At 68.5% G+C, this 13,862-nt stretch carries 12 protein-coding genes; 8 read left to right on the plus strand and 4 right to left on the minus strand.

Translation table 11 applies throughout. The features are described from left to right. Nucleotides 1-14 precede the first annotated feature (14 nt). From GX543_RS11955 to GX543_RS11965, 3 genes are all read left to right on the plus strand, one after another. Nucleotides 15-872: an SDR family NAD(P)-dependent oxidoreductase gene (locus GX543_RS11955; protein ID WP_290852128.1), complete on the plus strand. Its 858-nt coding sequence runs from the start codon at nucleotides 15-17 to the stop codon at nucleotides 870-872. A gap of 97 nt (nucleotides 873-969) precedes the next feature. Further along, nucleotides 970-2,142, plus strand: coding sequence for a folate-binding protein (locus GX543_RS11960; RefSeq protein ID WP_290852129.1), 1,173 nt, complete (start codon nucleotides 970-972; stop codon nucleotides 2,140-2,142). 167 nt (nucleotides 2,143-2,309) lie between these two features. Further along, nucleotides 2,310-2,489, plus strand: coding sequence for a DUF3073 domain-containing protein (locus GX543_RS11965; protein WP_290852130.1), 180 nt, complete (start codon nucleotides 2,310-2,312; stop codon nucleotides 2,487-2,489). Nucleotides 2,490-2,731: 242 nt separating this feature from the next. Here the strand turns inward: GX543_RS11965 and purM are convergent, their stop codons facing one another. The 4 genes from purM to GX543_RS11985 all read right to left on the minus strand — a co-directional run bounded on the left by purM (nucleotide 2,732) and on the right by GX543_RS11985 (nucleotide 6,987). Beyond that, nucleotides 2,732-3,817: a phosphoribosylformylglycinamidine cyclo-ligase gene (purM, locus tag GX543_RS11970; RefSeq protein WP_290852131.1), complete on the minus strand. Its 1,086-nt coding sequence runs from the start codon at nucleotides 3,815-3,817 to the stop codon at nucleotides 2,732-2,734. Nucleotides 3,818-3,949: 132 nt separating this feature from the next. Continuing rightward, a complete protein-coding gene (gene purF, locus GX543_RS11975; RefSeq protein WP_290852132.1) occupies nucleotides 3,950-5,479 on the minus strand; it encodes an amidophosphoribosyltransferase in 1,530 nt (509 codons plus the stop codon). A 242-nt stretch (nucleotides 5,480-5,721) separates the two neighbouring features. Beyond that, nucleotides 5,722-6,114: a sterol carrier family protein gene (locus GX543_RS11980; protein ID WP_290852133.1), complete on the minus strand. Its 393-nt coding sequence runs from the start codon at nucleotides 6,112-6,114 to the stop codon at nucleotides 5,722-5,724. Nucleotides 6,115-6,120: 6 nt separating this feature from the next. Then, the gene (locus GX543_RS11985) at nucleotides 6,121-6,987 is read right to left on the minus strand and encodes a PHP domain-containing protein (protein WP_290852134.1); all 867 of its coding nucleotides are present in this window, start codon (nucleotides 6,985-6,987) and stop codon (nucleotides 6,121-6,123) included. A gap of 111 nt (nucleotides 6,988-7,098) precedes the next feature. On the opposite strand from GX543_RS11985, the gene GX543_RS11990 reads away from it, so the two are divergent. From GX543_RS11990 to GX543_RS12010, 5 genes are all read left to right on the plus strand, one after another. Further along, entirely contained in the window at nucleotides 7,099-7,692 is a 594-nt protein-coding gene (locus GX543_RS11990) for a hypothetical protein (protein WP_290852135.1), read from the plus strand. After that, entirely contained in the window at nucleotides 7,689-9,290 is a 1,602-nt protein-coding gene (locus GX543_RS11995) for an Hsp70 family protein (RefSeq protein WP_290852136.1), read from the plus strand. The genes GX543_RS11990 and GX543_RS11995 overlap by 4 nt, the downstream gene beginning before the upstream one ends. Further along, nucleotides 9,290-10,867: a hypothetical protein gene (locus GX543_RS12000; protein ID WP_290852137.1), complete on the plus strand. Its 1,578-nt coding sequence runs from the start codon at nucleotides 9,290-9,292 to the stop codon at nucleotides 10,865-10,867. The genes GX543_RS11995 and GX543_RS12000 overlap by 1 nt, the downstream gene beginning before the upstream one ends. 63 nt (nucleotides 10,868-10,930) lie before the next feature. Next, on the plus strand, nucleotides 10,931-12,439 hold the full coding sequence (locus GX543_RS12005; protein WP_290852138.1) for a glutamate-cysteine ligase family protein: 1,509 nt from the start codon (nucleotides 10,931-10,933) through the stop codon (nucleotides 12,437-12,439). Between the two features lie 138 nt (nucleotides 12,440-12,577). Beyond that, a complete protein-coding gene (locus tag GX543_RS12010; protein WP_290852139.1) occupies nucleotides 12,578-12,985 on the plus strand; it encodes a hypothetical protein in 408 nt (135 codons plus the stop codon). Nucleotides 12,986-13,862: the final 877 nt, after the last annotated feature.

Genomic DNA, 13,862 nt, shown 5'->3' on the forward strand with positions numbered 1-13,862 from the left:
TAGCACCATGAGGCATGACCACTGAACGCATCGCCGTCGTGACCGGAGCCAGCCGCGGAGCAGGCAAAGGCATCGCCCTCGCCCTCGCTCAGCCCGGAACCACCGTCTACGTGACGGGCCGGACCGTCGAACCCGGCCAGACACCCCTCCCCGGAACCATCGTCGAGACCGCCGAGGAGATCACTCGCCGCGGCGGCACCGGCGTCGCCGTGGCTGTCGACCACTCCGACGACGCTCAGGTCGCCGCCCTGTTCGACCGCATCCGCGCCGACCACGGCCGCCTGGACATCCTGGTGAACAACGCCATCTCGCTGCCCGCCGAACTGACCGTCAAGGGACCGTTCTGGGAGAAGTCACTGAGCCTGCTCGATCTGCACGACGTCGGCATGCGCTCGGCGTACACCACCACCTACTACGCGGCCCCGCTGCTCGCCGAGACCGGCGGCGGACTCGTCGTGAACACCTCGTCGTTCGGCGGCACCTGCTACATGCACGGACCCGCCTACGGATCGGGCAAGGCCGCGGTCGACAAGATGGCCCACGACATGGCCGTGGACTTCAAGCCCTTCGACGTCGCCGCGGTCTCGCTGTGGATGGGTCTGCTGAAGACGGAGCTGAACCTGGCCGCGTTCGCCGCCAACCCGGCGATGTACGAGGGCCTGGCCGCGACCGCCGAGTCGGTGGAGTTCCCCGGCCGAGTGATCGACGCCCTCTCCCGCGACCCGCAGCGGATGGCCAAGTCCGGCCGCGTCCTGGTGGGCGCGGAACTCGCCGAGGAGTACGGCATCACCGACGTCGACGGCAAGCAGCCGCCGTCCCACCGTCCGTTCCTGGGCGATCCGCCGACCTTCTCCGACGCCGTAGTCCAGTAGCGGAAGCGCCGGGACCGGGCCGAATCACTCCTTCCCGCCGGTGGCGCCGAATCACTCCCTCCCGCCGGTGGCGCAGGACCCGTCGTAGACTCGGGTCATGTCGTCTCCGTCGCCGATTCTCATGTCCCATCCCGGCGCTGTCGCCACCCCCGAGGACAACCCGAGTCCCGGTGTCGCCTGGCACTACGGTGATCCGCTCGGCGAGCAGCGGACCGCGACCCGCACAGCGGCGATCGTCGACCGCTCCGACCGCGCGGTCATCGAGATCTCCGGCGACGAACGCCTCAGCTGGCTGCACACCATCTCCTCGCAGCACCTGACCACCCTCGGCGATCGCCGCAGCGCGGAGAATCTGTCGCTCGACGGCAACGGTCGCGTGGAGGACCACTTCGTCCTCACCGATCTCGACGGCACCACCTGGATCGACACCGAAGCCTCCCGCGGTGCACCGCTGGCCGAGTTCCTCACCAAGATGGTGTTCTGGGCCAAGGCCGCGCCTGCGGCTCGACCCGACATGAAGGTCCTCACCCTGCTGGGACCCGACGTGCTCACCGGCCCGATCGCCGAGGCCATCGGGCTCCCCGCCGACACCGCGCCGTACCGGGCCGGCGACCTCCCCGAGCTCCGGCACGACGACGAGCCGCTCGGCTTCTGGCGTGTGATGCCGTCGATCGGCGAGCGCGGGGCGACGCCGGTGGTCGACCTGCTGGTTCCCGAGTCGGATCTGCGCGAGTGGTGGCAGCTGCTGGTCGAGGCCGGTGCCGCGCCCGCGGGCATGTGGGCGCTGGAGGCGCTGCGGGTGAGCGCGCTGCGCCCGCGCCTGCACCTGGACACCGACGAGCGCACCATTCCGCATGAGGTCGACTGGATCGGCGGCCCCGACGAGGGCGGAGCCGTCCACCTCGACAAGGGCTGCTACCGCGGTCAGGAGACCGTCGCTCGCGTGGCCAACCTCGGTCGACCGCCGCGCCGTCTGGTGTTGCTGCACCTCGACGGGAGCTCGTCGTACCGGCCCGCCACCGGCGACCCGGTGAACGCGGGCGGTCGGACCATCGGTCGCGTCGGCACCGTGGTGGACCATTTCGAGAACGGACCGATCGCGCTGGCCCTGGTGAAGCGGAACGTCCCCGCCGACACCGAGCTGACTGTCGGAGATCCGGAGTCGCCCGAGGACTCGGCGTCGGCGAGCATCGACCCCGACCTCTACACCGCGGACGATCAAGTACCGCCCGGCCGCGCCGCCGTCGACCGTCTCCGCGGACGATCCTGACTCGACGCAGAACAGAACGCGCTGGTACCAGCGCGTTCTGTGACACGTATCCATGCGATGGGACTTAATGCAAACGACGCGCTAGACTGTCGTTACGAAAACTATTAACGAATAGAACGGGGCCGCCACACCGATGGCCGCCCCGTCACTGTGCGAGGGGGTCCCATATGGGCCGCGGCCGGGCAAAGGCAAAGCAGACGAAAGTTGCTCGTCAGCTGAAGTACTCCACTCCCCATACCGACTTTGACAGTCTCCAGCGTGAACTCGGTGGTGGCAGCGACAAGTCGTACGACTCTTGGTCGAATGAGGAGAACAGAACCAGTGAAGAGGAGTGGCGACACGCTTGACGGCGCTGTCGCTTGAACCCACTCGTACAGGCGTCATCCCCCTTGGGGAACGGTGTTTCCTGCGCCGAAATCTGATTGCCTGACATACGTAGAACCCCGCATCGCCATGATGCGGGGTTCTCGTGTCGTCTGCGGGCGGTCCCGACCCGGTGTGCATTGTCGCAATCGGCACCGGGCACAGCCGGACAGAACACAGCGGCCGCCGCATCGTGCGATGCAGCGGCCGCGGGTGTCTTGCGGACTCAGAAGCGCGGGTGGTCTCCCGACAGGACTGCCGAGCCGGGGGCGCCCGGCTCGCCGGCCTTGATGCTGCCCAGGACCCAGTTGTCGACGTGGCGCGCGGTCAGAATCGCCTGCGCGCGGTCGGTGTCCTCGGGCGAGACGATCGCGACCATGCCGACGCCCATGTTGAAGGTGCGCTCCATCTCGGCGCGCTCCACGCGGCCGCGCTGAGCGATCAGCGAGAAGATCGGCGCCGGGGTCCAGGTGCTGCGCTCGAGTTCGGCGACGAGGCCTGCGGGCAGGACGCGACCGAGGTTGTCGGCCAGGCCGCCACCGGTGACGTGCGCGAACGTGCGGACTTCGCTCTCCGCCGCCAGCGCGAGGCAGTCCTTGGCGTAGATGCGGGTCGGTTCCAGCAGTTCCTCGCCGAGGCTGCGACCGAACTCCTCGACGTGCCCCTCCAGGTCCATGTGGCCCCACTCCAGCAGCACCTTGCGCGCCAGCGAGTAACCATTGGAGTGCAGGCCAGACGAGCCCATCGCGATCACGACGTCGCCCGCGCGGACGCGGTCCGGGCCGAGGATCGAGTCAGCCTCCACCACGCCGACGCCGGTCGCGGAGATGTCGTAGTGGCCGTCTTCCATGACGCCCGGGTGCTCGGCGGTCTCGCCGCCCAGCAGCGCGCAGCCGGCGTCGACGCAACCGTCGGCGATCCCCTTGACGATGTCGGCCACCATCTCCGGGATCACCTTGCCGACGGCGATGTAGTCCTGCAGGAACAACGGCTCGGCCCCGCAGACCACGAGGTCGTCGACCACCATGGCGACCAGGTCGCGGCCCACGGTGTCGTGCTTGCCCATCGCCTGCGCGATGACCAGCTTGGTGCCGACCCCGTCGCTCGACGCAGCGAGCACCGGCTCCCGGTAGTCGCCCTTCAGCGAGAACAGACCGGCGAAACCGCCCAGTCCGCCGAGCACCTCGGGTCGCGTGGCGCGCTTGGCGTGCGGAGCGAAGAGCTCGACGGCACGCTCGCCGGCATCGATGTCCACACCCGCGGCCGCATACGATGCACCCGACGCCAGATTGTCGGCAGACCCGTCGGTCATAGTCTTGATTCTCCTGAAATTCAACAGCTGAAACTCAGCCGTGTGGGGCGGTGGGACGCACTCACGGTACCTGAGTGCGTCCCGAGCTAAGGACGAAGTGCTTGTTCGATCTCGCGCGCGTGAGCGTCCCGGTCAGGGACGCATCACCGCGCTGACGTTGTCGTTGGCTGCGGTCAGCGGATCGACCCCGTTGTTCGGGTTCCGAACCATCGCCTCCAGGACGGCCTTGCCCATCGTGGTCTCCTGCGGGAGCTCGATCGGGTACTTGCCGTCGAAGCAGGCTGCGCAGAGTCCTTCGCGCGGCTGCCCGGTGGCGTTGATCATCTCGTCGATGGTGATGTAGCCGAGGGAGTCGGCGTCGATGGCCTGACGAACGCTCTCGACCATCGCCTCCTGCGAGTCCGAGCCGTTGGCGATCAGTTCCGCGGGCGAGGCGAAGTCGATCCCGTAGAAGCAGGGCCAGCGGACGGGCGACGACGCAATGCGGACGTGCACCTCGGCGGCGCCCGCTTCGCGGAGCATGCGGATCAGGGCACGCTGGGTGTTGCCGCGGACGATGGAGTCGTCGACCACCACCAGGCGCTTGCCGCGAATCACCTCGCGCAGCGGATTCAGCTTGAGTCGGATGCCGAGCTGGCGGATGGTCTGCGACGGCTGGATGAAGGTGCGACCCACGTAGGCGTTCTTCATGAGGCCCTGGCCGTACGGGATCCCCGATTCCTGGGCGTAGCCGACGGCGGCCGGAGTTCCCGACTCGGGCACCGGGATCACCAGATCGCCCTCGGCGGGCTGTTCGCGGGCCAGGCGACGGCCGATCTCGACGCGTGTCGAGTGCACCGAACGGCCGTGGATCACGCTGTCCGGGCGGGCGAGGTAGACGTACTCGAACACGCAGCCGTGCGGCGTCTGCTCGGCGAAGCGCTGGCTGCGGACGCCGTCGGCGTCGATCGCGAGGAGTTCGCCCGGCTCGATGTCGCGGACGAACGAGGCGCCGACGATGTCGAGCGCGGCGGTCTCGGAGGCCACCACCCAGCCGCGGTCGAGGCGGCCCAGCGACAGCGGGCGCACGCCGTGCGGATCGCGTGCGGCGTACAGGGTGTTCTCATCCTGGAAGGTGAGGCAGAAGGCGCCCTTGACGGTCGGGAGCAACTCCATCGCCGACTCTTCGAGGGTCTTGTCCGCGGCGCCGTGCGCCAGCAGCGCACCGAGGATGTCGGAGTCGGAGGTCGCCGCGCTGTTCGCCGCGGTTCCGTAGATGCCGAGTTCGCGGGCACGCTCGGCCAGTTCCGCGGTGTTCACCAGGTTGCCGTTGTGGCCGAGGGCCACGCCGCTCCCGTTGACCGTGTTGCGGAAGATGGGCTGCGAGTTCTCCCAGGTGGTGGATCCCGTGGTGGAGTAGCGGCAGTGTCCGACGGCGACGTGCCCGACCATCGAGGCCAGGGTCTGCTCGTCGAACACCTGGCTCACCAGGCCGAGATCCTTGAAGACCAGCACCTGCGAGCCGTCGCCGACGGAGATGCCCGCGGCTTCCTGGCCACGATGCTGAAGGGCGTAGAGGCCGTAGTACGACAACTTCGCGACGTCTTCACCGGGCGCCCAGACACCGAACACGCCGCATTCTTCGCGGGGCTCGTTCTCAGGCTGGTCCAGATCGTTCGGCATGCGACCCTTCTGTGCGCAACCCTTCTGTTCGCGACCCTTCTGTTCGCGACCCTTCTGCGGGCGCGACGTACCGCCACATCCGGGCTGGTTCAGCAGGTTCGGACGATGAGTCAGCTTCTCGGACAATGAGACGCTCCGGTTTCCTGGGCTAGAGGGGCGGTACCGTTACCACAGTCTACGGGCTGTGAACCGGCATCGGAAAATCTCCGCCGGTCGGGTACCCGAATCAGTCGCACCGCAGGTCATCGCGGCAGCGGAATCACCGGGAGATAGTCGGCCACGTCACTCGCTCGATGCCCCGAGACGTTCACGCGGTGATCGGCGACGGCGGCGTCGAAATCGTCGAGGCCGGTGGCGAGCAGCAGCCAGTCGCGCGCCGCCAACTCCACCACGTTCGGCGGGGTCCCGCGCGTATGCCGGACGCCCTCGATGCACTGCACCGCGACGAAGGGCGGCACCCGCAACTCCACCGCGTTGCCGGGTGCGTGCTGGGCGACGGTCCGCGCCGTCAGGCGCACCGCGGCGGCCAGGGCCGCGCGATCGGGTTTCGGCGCGGCCTCGTCGCGCAACCAGTCGGCGACGGCCAGGACGGCCGCGCGGGTCTGCGCCGGATCGGCCTTGTCGCGGGGTCCCATAGTCGGTCAGCCCTCGAACGGCGCGACGCCGCCGCGGTCGATGAGCTGCTCCACCACGGTATCGGCCGTCCGCTCCTGCCCGATCCGGAGTGTCTTGTGCGTGCCGTGGTAGTCGCTGGAGCCGGTCTGCAGCAGGCCCAGGTTGACGGCGATGTCGGCGAGCTCGGCGCGGGCGGCGTCGTCGTGGTCGGGGTGGCGCACCTCGAGGCCGGCCAGCCCCAGCGGCACCAGAGTCTCGATGACCTCCGCGGTCAACACTGCGGCCGCGGCGCGCGCCCGCGCGTGCGCGATCACCGGGACGCCGCCCGCCGCGGTGATCATGGCGACGCCTTCGGCGAGGGTCGTCGACCGCAGCGGGGTGTAGTACGGGCTGCCGTCGTGCAGCAGTTCATCGAAGGCCTCCGACACCGACCCGATGACGCCGACCTCCATCAGAGCGCGCGCGATGTGCGGTCGACCGATGCTGCTGGGGCCTGCGATCTCGCGCACACGCTCCACCGTGATCGGGTAACCGGCGGCGATCAGGTTCTCGACGATCCGCGCGCCGCGACCGGCCCGGTCGTCGCGGACCCGCTTCCACTCGCCTGCGATGCCCGGGTCGTCGCGGTCGAAGAGGTACCCGAGCAGGTGAACCGTCGTCAGTTCGCCGTCGGCCGCGGGATGTTTGGTCGAGAACTCGGCCCCCGGCAGCACCCGCATGCCCGCATCGGCGTGCGCCGCGGCCTCGTCCCAGCCGTTGGCGGTGTCGTGGTCGGTGATCGCCACGGTCGTGAGACCCGCCGCTCGTGCGGCCGCCAGAAGTTCCGCCGGCGAGTCGGTTCCATCGGAGAACGCCGTGTGAGTGTGGAGGTCAGCGGTCATCGTGTGGGCCATGCACCAACTCTAGTGGCGCGTCATTCGGCTGCCAGACGAGCACCGGAGCCTGTCGTGGGCCTGTGCTAGGTTCCAGACCGTAGCGAGGATTCGGATTCACCTGGGGGACGCATGAACAACCAGTCGCACTCGACGCTGCCCGCGGACCCTCCCGATCTCCACACCCACTGCACGCAGTGCGGCGCGTCAGTCCAGTTCCCGCATGGCTCGGTAGCCTCGTCCGGTCCCGTCACCAGCGAACTCGTGGAGCAGATCGCCCTGTTCAACGAGCGCTCGGCAGCCCGCGAAGAAGTGGTCCGGGATCTCTCCGAGAGCCTCTCGGCGGCCCAGGACCTGCTGACCAGGCGCACCGCGATGCCCCTGATCCGACGCCTCCAGCGACTCCACGACGACCTCTCGTACGACGCCCGGACCGCCGCCGACCCCGCGGTCGGCGCACGCTTGTCGACCTACGCGGTGGAGGTGGAAGACCTGTTGACTGCGGAGTCCGTCGTCATCGGGGCGGCCGACGAGGGCGAGCCGTTCGATCCCCGCAGGCACACCACCGTCGGCCGGATGCCCACCGCCGACCCCGCACTCGACCGGACCGTCGCCCAGGTGTTGGGTCACCTGTACAGCGACAGCACCACCGGTGATGTCACCGGGCTCGCCCGTGTGAAGGTGTACCAGTACACCCCCACCCCCACCCAGGAGGACCAGCAGTGAGCCGCCCCTTCGGCATCGATCTCGGAACCACGTATTCCGCGGTCGCGACCCTCGACGACTCGGGGACCCCTCGGGTCACGCGCAACGAGAACGGCGAGGAGACCACCCCGAGCGTGGTCTGGTTCGAGGGACCCGGCAGCGTGGTGGTCGGATCCACGGCCAAGGAGAGCGCGGTGGTCGATCCCGATTCGGTGATCTCCCTGGTGAAGCGCCAGATGGGAACTACCTGGTCGCAGACCTTCTTCGGTGACAAGTACACGGCCGAGAGCGTGTCGGCCCTGATCCTGCGCAATCTGGTCGACGGAGCCGTCGCCACCACCGGCAACGACTCCCGCGACGTGGTCATCACCGTCCCCGCCTACTTCGGCCAGCTCGAGCGCGAGGCCACAAAAGCCGCCGGCGTCATCGCGGGTCTCAACGTGCTCTCCATCGTCCCGGAACCGGTGGCCGCGGCGTTGCACTACGGTGTCTCGAACGACGTGGACGGCCGTACGATTCTGGTCTTCGACCTCGGCGGCGGCACCTTCGACGTCTCCGTGATGACCGTCGCCGACGGCAAGTTCCACGTCCTGGTCACCGACGGCGACGCGAGCCTCGGCGGCACCGACTGGGACAACGACCTCGTGCAGTTGATCCTGGAGCGCTACGTCAGCGAGACCGGCGACGTCGACGCCGCCTTCGACGAACAGTTCATCCAGGAGATCACCACCAAGGCCGAGCAGACCAAGAAGGCACTCTCGACCGCCGAGCAGAAGCGGCTCCCACTGCGTCGCGACGGCAACAGCGCGACGATCGTCGTGACCCGCACCGAGTTCACCGACCTCACGCGACCGCTGCTGCAGGACACCATCTCGGTGACCCGCCGCGCCCTGTCGACGCTGGAGGAGAAACACGGGATCACGACGATCGACGAGGTGATCCTGGTCGGCGGCTCCACCCGCATGCCTGCCGTCCCGGAGGCGTTGGCGTCGACCTTCGGATGGTCGCCCAAGGTGCATGACCCCGATCTCGCGGTCGCCAAGGGCGCGGCGGTGTTCGCGCTCGGGCGCCAAGTCCACGCGTCGGCCGAGCGCAGCGGTAACTCCGCGGCCGTCACCGCGATCGCGCAGAACGCCCGCCTCGACGTGTCGGCGGTCGCCGCCATCGCGAACAAGGAGACTCGGAACGTCCTGCCGAAGGCGATCGGCGTCGAGTTGGTCGACGCATCCGGGCGCAAGTACATCGACATCGTGATCGATCAGAACACCGCGATTCCGCTGGCCGCACCGGTCGTGCGGTCGTACGGAACGGCCACCGACAACCAGACGGCGGTCGAGTTCACGCTCTATCAGCAGTCCAGTCCGCTGCCATCGACCGACGTGGAGGCCAACGCGCCGATCGATCAGAGCTCGGGACGCATCGTCGGCTTCCCGCCGCGGCCCGCGGGCGATCGCATCGACGTCGCGTTCGACGTGAACGCCGAGGGTGCCGTGAAACTGGTCGCCACGCACGCCAACACCGGCCAGACCCTGAACATGGAGGTTCGCGTCGCGGTGCTGTCCGACAGTGAGGTCGCTGCGCAGAGCAAGCGCGTCTCGATGATCAAGGTGAGTGGCTGATGAGCTTCGACCGCGACCGCTACAAGGTCGACGTCCTCCGCGCGTACCTCTCCGACGACGGTGTCCCGCCGCCCGCCGAGCTGTACCAGTGGCCACCCGATGACGGCGAGACCGCCGCCGCGCACATCGAGTCCGTCCGCGAGTACTGGCACCTGCAGGCCACCAAGGCGGGCCCGGTCGCGATGCTCTGCAAACGCTTTCTGGAGTGGGACCGCGAGAACGGCTCCGACGCCGTCGCCGCGCTCACGGCTGCAGAGTCGACGTCCGCAGGGTCGACGTCCGGGGCGCCCTCGACCACGGCCGGTCCGACGCCCCCTGCCGAGGACAATTCGGCGGCCGTGGCCGAGGTCGCCGAGCGCTGCCGTCGCCACGATCCGGTGAGCGCGGCCACCGGCCTGATCAACATCGCGGCCTTCGCCGCCGTCGTCGCCGCCGAAGGCATCACTGCCTCCGACGACGATCTCGTCAGAAGCGCAGCGCAGGTCGGACTGCGGGTGCAACGTCCGGTCGAGCGGAGCACCGTCGAGACCGCGCTCGGGCTCGCCAGCCGCCTGCCCGAACTGAACTCCCAGGTCCGGCAGGCGGGTGTGCTGACCGCGGCGCACCTGCTGCGCGACGACCCCTCCGCCGCGATTGGTTTCGCGAACCGGCAGTCGATCTCGATCGGCGGTCGAGAGATCGGCGAGGACGACATCCACGCGGCGATCAGTCGGCTCGACCGCAAGGCCGTCAATGCCGCCAACCGCGCGGCGCGGACGGCGCTGCGCTCGTTGACGACCGTGGTCGGCACCCCTGCTCTTCTCGACCTGGTGACCCTGCAGGCGATCTCGGCCACTGTCACCGACGCGCAGGCGCCCAAGCCCCAAATCCCCGGTCCCCAGCCCACACTCGCGCTGATCGACGACCTCGTCTCCGGCGGATTCGACCGCCCCACCGCTGCCGTCATCGCGGTGAAGTCCCCGGTCGCCGCCTATCGCGCGGCGGTGGTACCGCAGGCTGCACCGACGCCCACTCCCGCGCCCACGCCGCCGCCGCGACCGGCCGAGGCGCCGCCGATGGTCCCCCGTACCGCTCCGACGGCACCGAACTTCGCCAAGGCACCGAGCTTCACGAAGACGTCGCGCCCGCCAGTCCAGCAATCGCCGACCGGCTCAATGCCCCACTTCCCGCCGATCGTCCCGCAGTCGCAACCGCAGCACCCGACCTGGCGTCCCCAGCCCACTCCGCAGCAGTATCGGGCGGGTACCCCGTACGGGTCGGTCACAGGACGCTCCCCGCAGTCGGCGCCTGTGTGGCTCTGGATCGCCACTTTCGTTCCGATCCTCAGCTGCTTCGGCATCGTCACCGCAATCGTCGGCGGCATCGCGCTGGCGTCGTTCACCAGCGGCAAGCCGTCGCGAGGCCTGCTGAAGGTCACCGCAGTTCTGGAGTTCGTCCTCGGCGGGCTGCTCCTCCTCGCGGGGTTCGGCATGCTCTTGGACAGCGACATGACCGCGATGCTGATGTTCGCGTTAGCGGGGACGCTCGCCGCCGCCGGATTCGGCCACCTCAATCTCAGCTCGCGCGTCACGATCTAACCGTTCCCGCCCGGGCCGCCTGAATCCGGCACTGAGCCGACTCCGATCCGGCACCATGGCCACATGGGCACCGAAGTGAACCATCAGCAGTTCAGCGGCGACGACCGCGTGCGATTCCGCTCGCAGGTCTCGCGGGGAACCGAGGCCATCGCGCGCATGCTCACCGACGGGCTCTTCACCGACCAGGGCAAGCCCCCGGACCCGCTGCTCGGCATGGAGGTGGAGCTCAACCTCGTCGACGGCGACGCCGACCCGGCGATGGCCAACGTCGCGGTCCTCGACGCCATCGCCGATCCCGACTTCCAGACAGAGCTGGGCCAGTTCAACATCGAGATCAACGTCGCTCCGCGGCCTTTCGTCGGCGGCGACACCGTCACCCTCGAGCAGTCGCTGCGCAGTTCGCTGAACCGCGCCGAGTCGCGGGCGGCGGCCACGGGCAACCATCTGGTGATGGTCGGCATGCTGCCCACGCTCCGGCACGAACACTTCGCGTCGCAGTGGATCTCCACCAATCCGCGCTATCGGCTCCTCGACGAACAGATCTTCGCCGCCCGGGGCGAGGCCCTCGAGCTCGACATCGCAGGTGTCCCGATGGCGATCGGCAACAGCCCCGACCTCCTCAAGACCACCAGCGAGTCGATCCTCCCGGAAGCCGCCTGCACCTCGCTGCAACTGCATCTGCGGGTGGCGCCGGAGGACTTCGCGGCGCATTGGAATGCGGCGCAGGCCATCTCCGGCGTGCAGGTGGCCATCGCCGGGAACTCACCTTTCCTCGATGGCAAGGCGCTCTGGCACGAGACTCGGATCCCGGTGTTCGAGCAGGCCACCGACACCCGTCCGCTGGAACTGAAGAACCAGGGCGTCCGACCGCGCGTGTGGTTCGGTGAGCGCTGGATCAACACCATCTTCGATCTCTTCGAGGAGAACACCCGCTACTTTCCGGCGCTCCTGCCGGTGTCGTCGGACGTCGATCCGCTCGCCGAACTCGACGCAGGCCGCATCCCGAAACTGGACGAGCTGCGCCTGCACAACGGCACGGTGTACCGATGGAATCGCCCGGTGTACGACGTCGTCGACGGCCACGCTCACCTGCGGGTGGAGAATCGGGTGCTGCCCGCCGGTCCGACCGTCGTCGACATCATGGCCAACGCGGCGTTCTACTACGGGGTGGTCCGCGGGCTCGTGGAGAGTGATCTTCCGGTGTGGTCGCAGATGTCGTTCGACGCCGCGGAGGAGAACCTGTCCGCAGGCGCGCGCTGGGGTTTCGGCGCGCAGCTGTACTGGCCGAACATCGGCTGGGTCCGCCCGGACGAGCTCGTCCTGCGACGGCTGCTCCCCCTCGCCGAGCGCGGCCTCACCGCCTTCGGCGTCTCCGACAAGGCCAGGCGCCGCTACCTCGGCGTGATCGAAGGCCGCTGCGCCACCAAGCAGTCGGGTTCGGTGTGGCAGCGCAAGGCGGTGTTCGCTCGGCAGCAGGCCGGCGAATCTCGCGACCAGGCTCTCCACGGCATGCTGAAGGACTACGTGACACTGATGCACGAGGGCGAGCCCGTGCACGCGTGGCCGGTGTAGCGCGTAGGGGTTCATCGAACACCGGCGTGGGTCGAACAATCGAATCGATTCCACGGAACGCATGAACTCATGTCCTCGAGCCACCAACCGCCTCCGTGCGGCGTACGTTTCGCAGCAGACGCCGATCAAGGAGCCGCCGTGGGAAATGCCTCTCATAGATTCCAGAACGCACGCGGACACCTGCAGACACGGCTGTCGCCGTATCGCGTTGCGGAACTGGCCCATCGTCAGTCGCCGCCGACACCGACGCCGACCCTGCGATACGAGCGCGGCGGGCCGGGGTTCCTCCAGTTCTCAGTGCGCGGATTCGCCGGGGTCTTCAACCAGATGACCTTCGTCGTCCACATCTCGAGCACCGACTACGGGTGCGAGGTGAAGACCGACATCCAGGCCTTCACCACCTCTCAGCAGAAGGTCGGCATCATCCCCGCCGGACGCAAAGCACTGCTCGGCTACAAGCAATACCAGCAGTTCTTTGAAAGGTTGTCGCGCGAGGTCGCTGCCGAAGACCCGACGTCCCGAGCCACCTTCAGCGGGGTCGGCTGATGGAGAGTCTGATTCCCGTCGTCATGATCCTGGTCATCTTCGGTATTCCCGCGGTGCAACTGATCATGTGGGGTATGGAGTGGAACAAGCTCCGAACCACCCCGCGCGCCGAGCTGGACGAGTTCACCGCGACACCCCGCCCTGACGGCGTGGCGCCCGAGCGCCCGATCGGCTTCGGCCAACCCGTCCTGCCGGTGATGCAGCCCGGACCTCCCGGTCCCGGTCCGATGCCACCCGGGCCGAGGCCACCCGGACCGGTGCCACCCGGTCCGATGCCACCGGCTCCCATGCCGTCCGGTGCAATGCCACCCACGCCGATGCGACCACCGCCCCCTCCACCTCCCCCTAACGCGGCGAGCTTCGAGCAGTCTGGCCAGAGGCCGGTGGCGCAGCCCGCCCCGAACCCCGGGCCACCACCGCCGATCGCCCCGAGGCCCGGAATGGGAACGCAGCCCGCCGTCCCTGTCGGTTACCAGACTGCACACGCAGGCACCCGGCCGAACGTGCCGGCGCCGACATCGCCCGGACACCCGCGAGCCGGCAACGCCCAGGTCAGTCACCCACCGGGGCCAGCTATGCGAACCGATCCGATTCCCGATCACGTCGGCCCACCGCCGCCCCGCGATCAGTGGCCGCCGCAGCGCAACGTGCCGGGGAGATAGAACGACTGGCAGCCACGCTCTCGTCAGAACCAAAAACTTCGGCGTTCGAAACGGGCTCACTGCCCGTTTCGAACGCCGAAGTTTTTGGTTCGCCCTGCGCGTTCCCTCGCAGGCGCGCTATCTGAGGATGCGGCCCTGCCCGTCGCGGACCGAACCGGTGAAAATCATGATCGCGTCGATCAGAATCCAGATTCCAAGACCGATGAAGATCAAGA

Source organism: Gordonia sp. (in: high G+C Gram-positive bacteria) (assembly GCF_012515855.1).
Taxonomy (GTDB): domain Bacteria; phylum Actinomycetota; class Actinomycetes; order Mycobacteriales; family Mycobacteriaceae; genus Gordonia.

Bases quoted from the DNA above. Each gene is read 5' to 3' on its own strand.
- GX543_RS11955 (WP_290852128.1), top strand. From the start codon at position 15: ATGACCACTGAACGCATCGCCGTCGTGACCGGAGCCAGCCGCGGAGCA.
- GX543_RS11960 (WP_290852129.1), top strand. From the start codon at position 970: ATGTCGTCTCCGTCGCCGATTCTCATGTCCCATCCCGGCGCTGTCGCC.
- GX543_RS11965 (WP_290852130.1), top strand. From the start codon at position 2,310: ATGGGCCGCGGCCGGGCAAAGGCAAAGCAGACGAAAGTTGCTCGTCAG.
- purM (WP_290852131.1), bottom strand. From the start codon at position 3,817: ATGACCGACGGGTCTGCCGACAATCTGGCGTCGGGTGCATCGTATGCG.
- purF (WP_290852132.1), bottom strand. From the start codon at position 5,479: ATGCCGAACGATCTGGACCAGCCTGAGAACGAGCCCCGCGAAGAATGC.
- GX543_RS11980 (WP_290852133.1), bottom strand. From the start codon at position 6,114: ATGGGACCCCGCGACAAGGCCGATCCGGCGCAGACCCGCGCGGCCGTC.
- GX543_RS11985 (WP_290852134.1), bottom strand. From the start codon at position 6,987: ATGGCCCACACGATGACCGCTGACCTCCACACTCACACGGCGTTCTCC.
- GX543_RS11990 (WP_290852135.1), top strand. From the start codon at position 7,099: ATGAACAACCAGTCGCACTCGACGCTGCCCGCGGACCCTCCCGATCTC.
- GX543_RS12000 (WP_290852137.1), top strand. From the start codon at position 9,290: ATGAGCTTCGACCGCGACCGCTACAAGGTCGACGTCCTCCGCGCGTAC.
- GX543_RS12005 (WP_290852138.1), top strand. From the start codon at position 10,931: ATGGGCACCGAAGTGAACCATCAGCAGTTCAGCGGCGACGACCGCGTG.